The organism is Vagococcus sp. AM17-17 (assembly GCF_003471765.1).
GTDB lineage: Bacteria > Bacillota > Bacilli > Lactobacillales > Vagococcaceae > Vagococcus > Vagococcus teuberi.
The window spans coordinates 1-13,501 of sequence record NZ_QRJY01000020.1 but is presented as its reverse complement, the minus strand read 5'-3'; the positions used below and the strand labels follow the sequence as shown (position 1 = coordinate 13,501).

At 33.0% G+C, this 13,501-nt stretch carries 6 protein-coding genes and 2 pseudogenes; 6 read left to right on the top strand and 2 right to left on the bottom strand.

Annotated features, from left to right (window positions below; all coding sequences use genetic code 11):
* Both DW196_RS10570 and DW196_RS10565 read right to left on the bottom strand, forming a co-directional pair.
* Positions 1-386 (bottom strand): annotated as a pseudogene (locus tag DW196_RS10570) (hypothetical protein); the annotation flags it as partial.
* Positions 386-1,183 carry a Cas9 inhibitor AcrIIA9 family protein gene (locus DW196_RS10565; protein ID WP_118251233.1) on the bottom strand — a complete coding sequence of 266 codons (798 nt, stop codon included), beginning with the start codon at positions 1,181-1,183 and terminating at the stop codon, positions 386-388. The pseudogene DW196_RS10570 and the gene DW196_RS10565, both read right to left, overlap by 1 nt.
* A gap of 763 nt (positions 1,184-1,946) precedes the next feature.
* Here DW196_RS10565 and DW196_RS10560 point away from each other — a divergent pair.
* The 6 genes and pseudogenes from DW196_RS10560 to DW196_RS10540 all read left to right on the top strand — a co-directional run.
* A complete protein-coding gene (locus DW196_RS10560; protein ID WP_118251232.1) occupies positions 1,947-2,645 on the top strand; it encodes a hypothetical protein in 699 nt (232 codons plus the stop codon).
* Positions 2,642-11,812 (top strand): RHS repeat-associated core domain-containing protein, encoded by a 9,171-nt coding sequence (locus DW196_RS10555; RefSeq protein WP_118251231.1) that lies wholly within the window; start codon positions 2,642-2,644, stop codon positions 11,810-11,812. The genes DW196_RS10560 and DW196_RS10555 overlap by 4 nt, the downstream gene beginning before the upstream one ends.
* A gap of 10 nt (positions 11,813-11,822) precedes the next feature.
* On the top strand, positions 11,823-12,050 hold the full coding sequence (locus DW196_RS10550; protein WP_118251230.1) for a hypothetical protein: 228 nt from the start codon (positions 11,823-11,825) through the stop codon (positions 12,048-12,050).
* A 419-nt stretch (positions 12,051-12,469) separates the two neighbouring features.
* Positions 12,470-12,616, top strand: a complete 147-nt coding sequence (locus DW196_RS11415) for a hypothetical protein (RefSeq protein ID WP_158563572.1) — start codon at positions 12,470-12,472, stop codon at positions 12,614-12,616.
* Positions 12,617-12,649: 33 nt separating this feature from the next.
* A pseudogene (locus DW196_RS10545) lies at positions 12,650-13,120 on the top strand (IS982-like element ISEfm1 family transposase); the annotation flags it as partial.
* 124 nt (positions 13,121-13,244) lie between these two features.
* Positions 13,245-13,501, top strand: a 257-nt coding sequence (locus DW196_RS10540) for a hypothetical protein (protein ID WP_147408688.1), incomplete at its 3' end; no start/stop codon positions are given.

Genomic DNA, 13,501 nt, shown 5'->3' with positions numbered 1-13,501 from the left:
TTTGCGACTAGTCCGTTATACCAGTTATCATATCCATTGTAGGCTTTGATATGTTTATTATTTGAAAAGCGTTCAAAGTTGGTTAGTCGATATTCCAGTTTTTCTTTTCCACCTTTGATGTCTAACCAATAGCCATATGATTGAATTTCAATTCGTGTTTTACTGACTAGAATGATACCAAACGGATAGAATTTTTCTGGAAAATCTAATCGAGATGTTTTAGTCAAACGTTTCTCAATAATAGTACCTGTGTCACGTTCGCTAGAAAGTATCGTTTGTTTCTTGTTTTGCCATTTATAAATAGGGAGTTGGCTCTCACACCACTTGAAAAAGGCTTTAGGTGGTGTGAGTGTTTTACCAATTTGTTTAGATAATGTCGTTGTCATTAGATTGTGGCGAACAAATCTATTTGTTGTTCGCTCGCTCCTTTCTCTGTTTTTTGTGTAGTTGTTTCTTTTTTCGTCACATTGTTAACTGGTTTTTTCTCTGCTTTTTTGGTTGGTTTCTTTTTACTTGGTTTCTTTTTCGGTAACTCATAGGTAATGAAATAGTCTGTTATCCATTGATACACCGTATCGTCTTCAATCATGGCAAATTGCTCGTTCTTTGCGTGTTCTTGTGCCTTTTTTGAACAATAGTCTAACGCTCCCTTAATGCTTTTACCGTCTGTCAAAATGCCTTTAAATAGTTCTTGATTGGTTTGTTTACAAAGCCATTGGTGAACACGTTCAATCTGTTCTGACGTGTTCGTTTCCATTTCTTTTAGCAATTTGTCTAGTGCTTGCGTGGTATAACTAATTTCTTGTGGCTCGAAAAACTTTTCATATTCAACACAATCACTTATTACAAGCCATTGGTACGTTTTGCCTTTATCTGTCATACCGTCAATAGATAGAAACAGTGGGCTATATTCATCAAGCTCCGTTTTTTTCGTGATAGTAGCTTGTGGTGGTAATTTTTCAAGGTAACCTAGCAACGTGTCAATCGTGTACATTGGGATGGTGTCGTGAGCATAAAACGTGAGCCATTGAAAGACACCGACTTCTGTTTGGTGTTGTTCTTTTTTGAACGCAACACTCATATATCCGTTTCTGCTATCGAAGATAGCGACTGGTAGTGATTTATCATAGTTTGTTAAACAATCTTTTAATGCTTGTATTGTGCCAATATTTGTATTTGTCATAGGTGTAACACTCCTTAAATTTGTTTATTTAGGTTGTCAAAAGGGGTTACTTACGATACAATTTAATTACGGTTTTATGTGCATCGTAAGTAGGGAAGTCATTTGTTCGAGCAAATGACTTCTCTTTTTGTGTTGTTTTAATAGGATTATCACTCTTTTGTTTTTTATTTTTTTGAAAAATCATTTGGGTTAGAAGTGAGTGAGGGAAGCTGTCGCTTCAATCACTCATGCTTCAAAGATAAACACTATCCTCCTTTCTGAATAAATTAAAATGAGTCCATTTGTGTCAGTGTGTGTCGGTCGGTTGCTGTGAAGCGAAGACATCATAGACACAAAGAAAGCACAAGGGCGAGCTTGCCTCGTTTATATACCCTTGTTCTTTCGACTGGATATGATAGGTTAGCTCATCAGTAACTGACACACACAACACTTCAAAGGACGTCTTATTTCTTCAGATAAGTTGGTAGTCTTTGGGAAAAGTATGAGTGATTGGAGCGAAAAAAGGTTTTTAAAGAATGCGTTGGCCTCCAACGGATTCTTTTTCTTTTGTCTTTTAGGTCAGACGTTGCGAAGCAGCGACTGACGGTCTTGGTCGTTTGGCACAAACGACTTGGGGAAAGAGCGGTGGAGGAGGTCGGAGCGATTAACACAAAAATATAAAAATAGAAGGAATCATTATGGAATCATTATGGATTTATTAGAGCGTTACTTATTATTTAATAACTAATATGATAAAATCATGTATAAGAAAGGGGGGATAATAGTGAATGATAGAAGGAAAATTATAATTATCGTTATTTCTATAGTCTTAATTATGCTACTTATATTCTCAATTAGTAGCTGTCAGAAAAAGAACAAAAGCAATTCTAGTAAATCGGAGGACAGAATTACAACAACAGATACAGCTAAAGAAGGATCACAAAACAAAAAGAAAGATAAGAAAAATTCTGTTAAAAAAGAAAGAAATAATAATAATAAAGAAGTTGTTACTTTCGATAATTCAAATAATGACTCAGAAGTTTCTACACCTAGTCCAAAGGGAAAATCAACTGAACCTTCTAAAAGAAAAAGAACGAGTAATTCTTCATCTTTATCAAGTAACTCTAAAAATGTTTCAAAACCAGAGAACTCAATTTATGATTTTGAAACAGAGTTTAAAAAAAATTACTTAAAATGGAGTAATTTACAAGCCAAAGGCTTAATTGAAGAAAAAGAATATACAACTGATATGGATGACGTAGCAAAAACTTTTAGAACTATTTCAAAAGAGACTGAAAAGAAAAAAAATCAACACGTTCTCACAAAGAAAGACAAACAACTCTATCAATTCTATGGTGCGTTGGCAAAAGATATAGAGGACCTGTCAAAAAGCATCTCAAAAAATAAATTTGAACCAGCAAATAAAAAATATGAAAAAATTCAAAAAAAAGAGGAGAGTTTCAAAAAAGGAGAAACTAAATGAGAAAAAAAGTAAGGAAAGGGATTGTTTCATTTTTAGTTAGTTTATTATTATTTACTAATTTTCCTATTGATTTAGTCATTGTGTGGGCCAGTGAACTAGAAACTGAAGTAACAAATCAATCCAAAGTTGAAGATTTAGGCGAAAAAGTAACTAAAGAAAGTCTACCAAATGAGGTGCAAAATCAATTAGACAACGAGGATAAAGACGATAGTTTTAAACCCTCTATTGAAGATAATAATAAAACATTATCTGACGTGTCTAATGACATAAAAGATGATTTTGAGCGTCAAGCAGGAACATTTATTGTGGAAGATATTGTCGAACAACAAGAAAAACATGGTTTCATTGAAAAGGTAGATGAGAGGACGGAAAGAAGTAAAACCTTTATTAACGAAGAATCAGGTGAAGGTGAGACATTGCTTTTTCCAGAAGCGATTCACTATGAGCGTAAAGGGGAGTGGAAAGATTTAAAAGGTGAAATGATTCCTGATAAAGATGAAGTAAGAAGTTTAGCACCTTTCAATTCGATAATTGTCCCTAATACGTTTAATGAAAAAGAAATTCAAGTCACATTAGATGAAAAATCATCTGTTAAAATAGCTCCAACAACTGGTGATTATGAAGCGGTTGAAGTTATTGAGGACAGTGTATTACTTGCTGGAAATAACAAAGATGAAGGCTTATCAATTAAAAGTGAACAATTTGGAACTGAACTAACGCAGTATGTCAATCATAACACTAAATTTAATGATTTAGTGTATGAAATAGAAGTACCAAAAGAAGCGACTTTTACATTTAATGAGTCATCACAATTATATGAGGTGACCAAGGATAAGGAATTACAGGCAGTTTTAACACAGCCATTTTTAGAGGACCAAGAAGGAAACCCAATCGAAGCTTTATCTTATGAATTAAAAAAAGAAACACCTAATAAAGCATTATTAACAGTTTCAGCACCTAAAAAAGACTTAGATGAAACATCGCTTTATAAAGTAAGAAGTAATATTGTTAATACAACTATAAAAAAGGGAATTGAATCCACAAGTATTAGACAGTATTTAGATACATTATCTTATTCATTTCAGCCTTACATGTATGTCGGATACGATGATGGTTTTAGTTCAGGGACTTTAGGTGCAGCTCATTTTAATTCATACGGAATCGTTAAAGTGCCTGATTCTGAGATTAAAAAAATTGGGAATGACAGAGAAATAGATGAAGCCTATCTATCTCTTTACCGTATGGGAACTCCAGGTTATTGGGGAGATCGTGCTAAAGACAAAAGTGGGAAAATTATTGATCGTACCTATGAGGTTCGAGGGTTAACTAAAGATGTTGGTAGTATAAATAGTCTAACGTATAAAAAATTTAGTGATTTAGGTTTTCCGATTGGTCAATTAGCTAATAAAACTGGTAAAGCGAAAACAAAAGTCGGACAAATTAAACCTAATAGTCGCCGTTATCAATTTGATATTACAGATTTAGCGAATGAATGGATTGCTGGTGCAAAAAATAACGGTTTAATATTTAAACCAGAAAAGATGGGGAAAAATAATCTACCCTATTCTCAAGCAGATATATTTGCTTCTCCTATTGGTGGCGTAACAGATGAATCACCTTATATTGTATTAAAGCACCGTGTTCGACCACCAATAGATGAAAAGATGCCCCTTAAAGAAACAACTATGAAGTTACGTCCTTTTGTCAGTTCAGATAATGATGGATTAATACAATTCAATGCACTTGGATTAGATGGTGTGGGCCGACCTGGGGCACAAGTCAATTATCAGATTATTGATGAGAAAGAAAAAAAACCAATCGTATTTGAAGGACAAGATGCGGCTATTGGAAGAGACTATATTTTCCCACAATATCCTGATATATTCCCAAATACTCAAGAATACAAAGTATTAGAAAGTAACTGGCAAACAGATACCCTTCTAACGGACGTCTTTAAAGAAAATCGTTTATATAAAACGAAAGCAATCATTAGTTTTGGTAAAGATTCAGTTACTAATACTTATGATGAATTCCAACTATACCGTGTGACTTCCCAAGATTTATTATCTAGAGTGTTATCTTTTTATGGTTTAACAGAACAAAAAGATCAATTCATGAAAGATAATAATATGAAAGATGACTTGTTAACACAAGGTAATTTATTATTTATTCGTAATCCTAAGAAAAACAAAGGTAAAGCTTATAAAACGACCGCTTTGACCACTCCTGATAAGATGCGCATAGATGCATTAGCATTAGGTAGAGGTAAAAATTGTACCTTTGGTTTTGAACCAATTAACTTAGGTAGTGGGAATTACTTATACGATATGGTAGATGGACAGTGGATAGATGCGGGACAAGAAGAAACCATTACAAGAACATTTAATTCAATGTCAGATGCGATAGATGGACCATTCGGTCTTAATTGGACAACTAATTTAACGATGCAATTAAATCAGTTAGAAGATTTAAGTATGATGTTAACACTAGCTGATGGTGGAAAAGTATTTTTTGATCGTCAATCGGATACCACTTATAAAGTTGAAGGCGATCATCTATATGATTTAACTAAGAAAGTCGTTAAAGATAAACGTGTCTTTGAATTAACAGACTTAAGCAATCAATTTGTTTATACATTTAATTCGACAGGTCAAATTCAAACCGTTAAGAATAATGCTAATCAAATTAGAACCTATAACTATAATAAAGATGATTTATTATCAGATATTACGTTGTTTGATGGAAAAAAGGTATCATTTAGTTGGGATGATATGGCACATATTTCTAATGTGACTTATCCTAATCAAACATCGACACAGTATAGATATGACTCTGATGGACATTTGATTGAAGTAATTGATCAAATAGGAAAAAGTATTCGCTATGAGTATGACAAAAATCATCGTTTAACTCAATACACAGATAACAATGGCAAGGTTCTTTATGCAAATGCTTATGATGATATAGGCCGAGTGATCAAACAAGCAGATGGTGAAGGTAACTTAACAAAGATTAGTTATGATAAGAATACAACAACGACAACTAATGCCAATGGTGTAACAGAAACAATTACTTATGATGATCGCTATCAAACAACTAAGCATGTATTTGGTGATGGAAAGGCAGAAGAGTACAGTTATAACCAAGATAACCAACGTACCAAAGTAATTGACCGTTCAGGTAAAGCTACTTATTATAGTTATGACAATTTTGGAAATACAATAGAAGTCAGTTATCCAAATGGGACAAAAGAATATTTTGACTATAATTCCGATAACCAGCTAATTAAAGAAACGAATACCTCAAATCAAGTAACGACTTATGAGTACAATCCACAGGGATTGGTTTCTAAAGTGACTCATCCAATGAATCAAACAGAAGAATTTTACTATGATTCAGTTGGTCAATTGATTAAGAAAAAGACATCTGATAATGTCATTGAAGAATATCAATATACTCAAGGATTAGTGACTTCTGTCTATCGAGGGGGTCAATTAGTTGAAAGATATGAATATGATGCTAATGGCCAACTATTAGCTGAAGTTGATGCCTCAGGAAATAAAACGACTTATAAACGAAATAGACGAGGTGAAGTTCTATCAGAAACTAATAGTACAGGTCACACTTCAAGTAAGACTTATGATGATGAAGGACATATCTTAACTGAAACAGATTTCAATGGTTATGTGACAAAAAATGAGTATGATGCGATTGGACAGGTGATTAAACAAACCAATCCACTTGGAGCGATCAAAACATTTGAGTATGACGGTATGGGAAATGTTATTGCCGAAACAGATTTTAATGGTAACAAGACACATTATGAATACGATAAAGTCGATCAACTTATCAAAGAAATTTCTCCAACTGGGATTGAAACAACATATCGATATGATGCTTTAGGTAATCAGATTGAAACAAAGATTGGTAAACAAGTAATAGAGAAAAATACGTACAATAGTCAGAATCAATTAATTAAATCAATTGATGCAGAAGGTAACGCTACTCACTATGAGTATGATTTAAATGATCAAGTAGTAAAGGAAACAGATGCGTTAGGCGGAATCACTCGTTATACCTATAATGAGTTAAATCAACTAATGGAAGTGACCGATTCCTTAGGAACAAAAACGACTTATGAATACAATAAAGCAGGTAGACCCATTATTGAAAAACAAGGCGATCGTATTCAAAAAGTAGCTTATGATACATTTGGCAATGTGTCGAAAGAGACAGATTCATTAAATCGAACGACTGGATATACTTATGATACCGCTGGTTTCATGAAAGAAAAAATCGATGCCTCAGGAAATAAAACCATTTATGAACATGATGGTGAAGGAAATGTTATAAAAGTAACCAATTCCTTAGGGAAATCTGTTAGTTATACCTATGATGGTGAAGGTAATGTTTTAACTGAAACTGATGGTGAAGGTAATATTAGAAAATATGCTTATAATGCCTTAGGATTAGTCATTGCAGAAGAGGCTCCGACAGGAGATATTCTACAATATGTTTATGACGGCGAAGGAAATATGATAGAATCTATCGATCCTTATGGTAAGAAAACACGTTATGACTATGATGCAGAAAATCAGTTGAGAAAAGAAATTGATGCGTTGGATCAAGAAACGACTTATGAGTATGATGTATACGGTAATATAATTAAGAAGACAGATCCTTTAAAACGCTCAGAAACATATACTTATAATACAAAACAACAATTGATTCAAAAAACGGAGTTAGATGGCTTAACTTACACTTATACTTATGATGCCTTAGGCCAATTAATTGAAATGAGTGATGAATCTGGTCAGTCAGAATCGTATACTTACGACTTAAAGGGACGAATGACTCAGATTAAAGATGTTAAAGGTCGTCAAACAACGACAGCTTACAATGAGTATGATGAAGTGATTCAAGAGATTGATATCAGAGGAAATCAGACAACTTATACTTATGACAAAGCAGGTCAATTAACTAAAACAACGTATCCACAACAAACCACTTCTGAATTAAGTTATGACTTATTAGGAAATGTGGTTTCTGAAACATTACCTAATGGTGGAACTTATCAGTATGAGTATGATTCAGAAGGGCAATTAGTTAAAGAAATTGATCCTCACAAACAAGTCACCACTTATGCTTATAATAATAACGGTGAACGAGTGAGTGTGACTCGTCCAGATGGTTCAGTTGAAAAAACTGTTTACGATGAGAATAGTGATGTGGTTGAAGAAATTGATGCCGCAGGCAATAAAACAACTTACAAATATGATAGTTATGGCAATGTGGTTGAAGTTAAGGATGCCGAAGGCAGAATTACAAAAGAACAGTATGATGCGAATAATCGTCTTGTTTCAGAAACAGATGCCTTAGGTAATAAACAAACGTATCATTATGACAAAGCAGACCGCTTAGTGAAGGAAGTTAATTCATTAGGTCATTCTATTCAATATGAGTATGATTCAAATGATCGTTTAAAAACGATGATTGATGCTCAAAAAGAAAAAACACGTTATACCTATGATAAGCGTGGTAATATGATTTCCATGATTGAGCCTAATGGTGGAAAAACAACGTATGACTACGATGAAGAGGACAAATTAACATCTGAAACTAATTCAAAAGGTTACCAACAAATTTATCAATATGATAAATACTCTAATCTAAAAGCGATTAAAGATAATGTAAAAGAAAAACCACTTGTTCGTTATGAATACGACCAATATGATCGTTTAGTGAAAGAAGTTGATGGTCTAGATCAAGCCACTGTTTATGAGTATGATTCAGTTGACCGCGTTAAAACGACTAGTTATCCAGACAAAACGAAAGTTTCTTATACTTATAATACGTTAGACCAGTTAACTGAGTTAACTGATGAGCGAGGCAATAAAACAAGTTATACGTATGATGCTTTAGGACAAATGACTCAAGTAAAAGAAGCAGATAATCAAGTTTATAGCTATACGTATGATGTTTTAGGTAATTTGAAAAAAGAAGAAGGTCCACTTGGGGACAAAACGCAGTATGTTTATAATAAAGTGGGTGATGTGATTGAGGAAACAGATGCCTTAAATCAAACCGTTCATTATGAACATGATGCTTTAGGTCAGGTTACAAAAGAAATTGATTCTAAAAAACGAGAAAAAACGTATCAATATGACGCTTTAGGTCAGTTGATTCAAGAAACAGATCATAAAGGTAAGAAGACAGAGTATCAATATAATGCAGGTGAGCAGTTAACTCGTGTGAAAACAAGAAGTGGTCATGTGACACGATATGCTTATGATACAAATGATAATTTAAAAGAAATCACTGATCCAGCAGGTAATCAAACACGATTTAATTACAATGAATCAGATGAATTAGAGAAAGTTTCTTTACCAGATGGGCGAGTAGAATCTTATTCCTATCGTTTAGATGGTGAAATGGAACAATCTAAACAAAGTAATGGTGTTAAAACAACTTACAAATATGATGAATTGAACCGTATGGTTCAACAAAAAACAGGTTCTAAGAAACAGGAATTTGTTTATAATGAAGAAGGTCAGTTAACGAAAGCAAAAAACGAGACTGGAACGCATCAATTTGATATGAATGAGTTTGGGGACATTGTGAAGAGTACCGATGTGACTGGTACTGTTTTATCTTATGAGTATGACTCTTTAGGTAGAAAAACAGCAACTATTTACCCAGACAACACAAAAGTAACGTATCAATATGACGAACAAAATCGAATGAAACACGTGACACAACCAGAAGGTCAAACTGATTATACTTATGATGCTTTAGGACGTGTGACTAATATTACTTACCTTAATGGTAATCAAACGACGTATACTTATTCTCATGACTTTTATGTTGAAACGGTTAAAACAGTTAATAAAAAAGATGAGTTAATTAGTGAATATACGTATAAATATGATGAAAATGATAATATTATTTCTGAGATAACCATCTTACCAAAAGTTAAACAAGAAAAAACGTATGAGTATGATGAAGATGACCAATTAATAAAAGTATCTACTAAAGAAAATAAGCAAGAAACAGTTATTACTTATTTGTATGATGAATTAGGTAATCGAATTGCTTATCGAAAAGAAGTAAATGGTGCGTCAGCTGAGTATGCTAAATACACAGCCAATGAAGTGAGTCAGCTTCAATTAGACGAAGGTGATGGCGCTACACTTACTTATGATAAAACGGGTAATGTGAGCCAAAAACTATTACTAGATGGTACAACCATTGATTATCTTTATAACGATGCGAATCAATTGATTCAAAAAACAACTAGTTTAGGAGACGTGACTACTTATCAATACGATGCCTTAGGCAATCGTGTAACAAGTGAGTTAACACATGATAAGAACAAAGAAGGTCAAGAAGATTTAGTTAAGTGGATAACAACGATTGATCGACAACAAGAACTAAAATCCGAATCAACGGATGTTCTATTATCTGAAAGTTTAGCTTTAGCTAAAGAGAATCCGGATGCTTTTAAGAAAAAGAAAGAGGGTTCTGCTTCTTGGCGAAATAAACTAACAGATCAATTAAGTTCACGTCGTGGTTCTTCTTATGTGGAGAAGGTTAATTATGTGAATGACTTGAATCAAAGTTATCCCCGAGTGGCTCAAGTAACACAGGAGAAACAAGTTGGTAAGAAAACAACTAATCAAGAGTCTCAATTTATTTATGGTGAAGATGATCAAGCAATCGGAACACGTGAAGAGTCTTATCATGAAGATGGTCTTCAAAGTATTGCCAGTAGGGTTTCTTTATCAGATGAGTCTTTAGAAACCAATGAATTGTATGATTCTTTTGGTTCTAGTGAGTTACCAATGACGAATCAATTAGGTTATCGTGGTGAGTGGCATGATAGTCAAGATTCACAAAACTTACGAGCAAGAAATTATGATATGTCTATGGGACGTTTCTTCCAAGAAGATAGTGAAATGGGAGATTTAGATGAGCCAGGGACCCAGAATAAATATGCTTACGTGGGCAATAACCCACTAGGTTATTCTGATGAAAGTGGTAATAAACGACGAGGTGGTTTTAGAGGATTTGTGAGAAGAGTCTTTCGTCCAGTGGTTAGAGCAGTGAGAAGATACATTCCGCCAAGACGACCTTATCGCCCAGCGCCAAGACGATATTATCCAAGACCAGCACCGAGAAGGTACTATCCGAGAACAAGGTATCGAGCACCAGTTAGACGTTATGTACCAAAACGTCCAGTGTACCGAGCACCAGTTAGAAGATATGTAGCTAGTAAATCTTATAAACCAGCTAAGAAACAAATTAGACGAAACAGTCCTAAAAAAGTAGCTGCAATTAATAGAAATGCGAAAGTTAATAAATCTAGAAAAGTTGTTAAAGTTAAGAGAAAATCAGGATTACTAACAAAAGCTAAGGAAAAATGGAGTAAAACGAAAAAATCTATTAGGACAGCAGTTAACGATGGAAAAAAATGGTTTAAGCAGAAAAAGAAAGAAGTTTCCGCCAAAACTAGAGAAATCAGAGAAAAAGTAGTTAATAAAGTTTGTCAAACAGCTAAAACAGCTTGGCAAGGAACTAAGGATTTCTGGGGTAAACATAAAGAAACGATTGTGAAAGGAACTCTTTCAGGTGTAGCTATAGGTTCTATGTTTATACCCGGAGGTCAAATAGTAGGGCTATCCATAGGAGCCGGGTTAACTGTAGGAAGTCTTCAAAACGCAGTTACAGGTAAGGATTGGGTATCGCAAAGAGAATTGGGTACAGGCGAACGAGTAGTAGAAGGAATATTTGGAGTAGTAGGAGTAGTAGGAGTAGTAAATGGTGTAAAAACTACAATACCATCAAAAAATATTAGTAATGCTAAACCTAATCCACAAAGTAATAAAAATATTATTAAAAATAATATGGGTAATGAGATTGATATTACAATATCAAAAACACATTCTAGTGTAAATAAGAATCCTGGTCCATTCAATGGCAAGCCTAATAGTAGTGTTGATATTTTGGATGCAAAAGGAAATCTTGTTACTAGAAGGTTTTATGATTCAAAAGGGCGAGCAATTCGTGATGTTGATATGACAAATCATGGTAATGCAAAAAATCACCCAGAATATCCACATGAACATTTTTGGACATATGATTCAAAAGGAAATCCAACAAGAAAATGAGGTGAAATAAGTGGATTTTCAAAATTTTATAAATAGTTTAGAGTATGGTGAAGAATATAAATTTTATTATAATGATAAAGAATATTGGATTAGTCAAGCGAATGATAGGTATTATTTTACAGATATAGCTAATAAGAATACTCAAACTTTTTCTTCAATAAAAGAATTATTAATAGATATAAGAGTAGAAGGTCAATCATTAAAAAATATATGGGAAAATATTAAGTCACAATTTTAATTACAATTTAAAAGATAGCTCTTTGGGTACAGTTGATGAAAATTATAAGTATTCTGTGAAAGAACTCAGAAATATGATGAAATAAATTATGGAGGCATGTATGTTCATTTTAAAATATAATATTTTTGATAATGATATTTTGTCTAGCTTAATTTGACAAACGAAATATTAATTAATAAGAAAGAATATGGATTTTTTTTAGAAAAACAACTTGAAACTCTGTCAACATCAATCTATCAATGGATTATAAATTTAGTTCATATGGCTTTAGAAATAGATGAAGAATTAAGTCTTTGTGTTAGTGATATAGAAAGTTTTAATTCTTGGATAGGGTTTTGTTATGATAATAAGAACACTTTAAAAATTAGTGAGATAAAAACAGATAATAAATTTAATTTATCTTATCTGCTATAGAGAAAATGAGTAAATTATCGAATAAAGAATTAGTTTGGCAAGAAAAAATTTATATTAATATGTTTAATGAAGAAGTTATTAATGTGGCAGAAGATTATATTAAAGAGATCAAATTGTTGAATAAAAATACTAATCATTACCCGTGGTGCTAGTTAATTTTTTCCTAGAGGAAAATGTCTAAACAAGTTGGTAAATCAACAAAAAAATCTTATTTTTATGGTCTTAAAATTCATATGATCGTTACTAAGACTGGCTTTCCTATTACTTACTCAATCACGAATCCAGGTGTCCATGACGTGAAAGTATTAGAGACATTATCGGAAGAAGCAAATCTTCCCAATATCCTAGGGGACAAAGGATATATTAGCCATAAAATCCATGAAAAGCTTGCCCTTAAGGGCATTACTATATCCGTTCCGCCACGTAAAAACATGAATAAATCAGAAAAACTAGACCACAGCTTACTTGGAAAACAAAGAAAAACAGTTGAGACTGTTTTTTCTTCCTTAGAAAAATTAGGTTGTCAAAATTTCAACTCACGTTCTGTTAAAGGGCTAGAGAGTAGATTTGAAAGCATATTATTGGCTTACAGTGTTCTATTAAGTCGAGCACAACGACGTTTTGAAGGAACTTTGAAATATTCTTTAGGATATTAAATTTAACTAGCACCACGGGTTAATCATTATATTTTAGAATTGGAAAATTCGCTTATCGAACTGAAAAAAAAGGTTTCTTTAAAAAATAGTTAAAAATTTATTTTAAGAATTTGGAGGAATCAGTATGAAAATGCACAGATTCATACTTTCCTCTTTTATAGGTGTTGTTTTGTTATTAAATAGTCAGATAGTACTCGCAGAAGAAGATACCAATTCTTCTTCTGTTGAGTATTCAACAATGACAACATCCACTAAAGAGAAAGAAGGTAATTTAGAGAGTGAAACAACTGAATCTAGCTCAAAAGAAACATTAAAAGATTCAGAAACGTCTACTCCTAAAGAGACAAATGAATCAACAACAAAAGACATATCAACAGACCA

Bases quoted from the DNA above. Each gene is read 5' to 3' on its own strand.
- DW196_RS11415 (WP_158563572.1), top strand. From the start codon at position 12,470: ATGAGTAAATTATCGAATAAAGAATTAGTTTGGCAAGAAAAAATTTAT.
- DW196_RS10565 (WP_118251233.1), bottom strand. From the start codon at position 1,183: ATGACAAATACAAATATTGGCACAATACAAGCATTAAAAGATTGTTTA.
- DW196_RS10555 (WP_118251231.1), top strand. From the start codon at position 2,642: ATGAGAAAAAAAGTAAGGAAAGGGATTGTTTCATTTTTAGTTAGTTTA.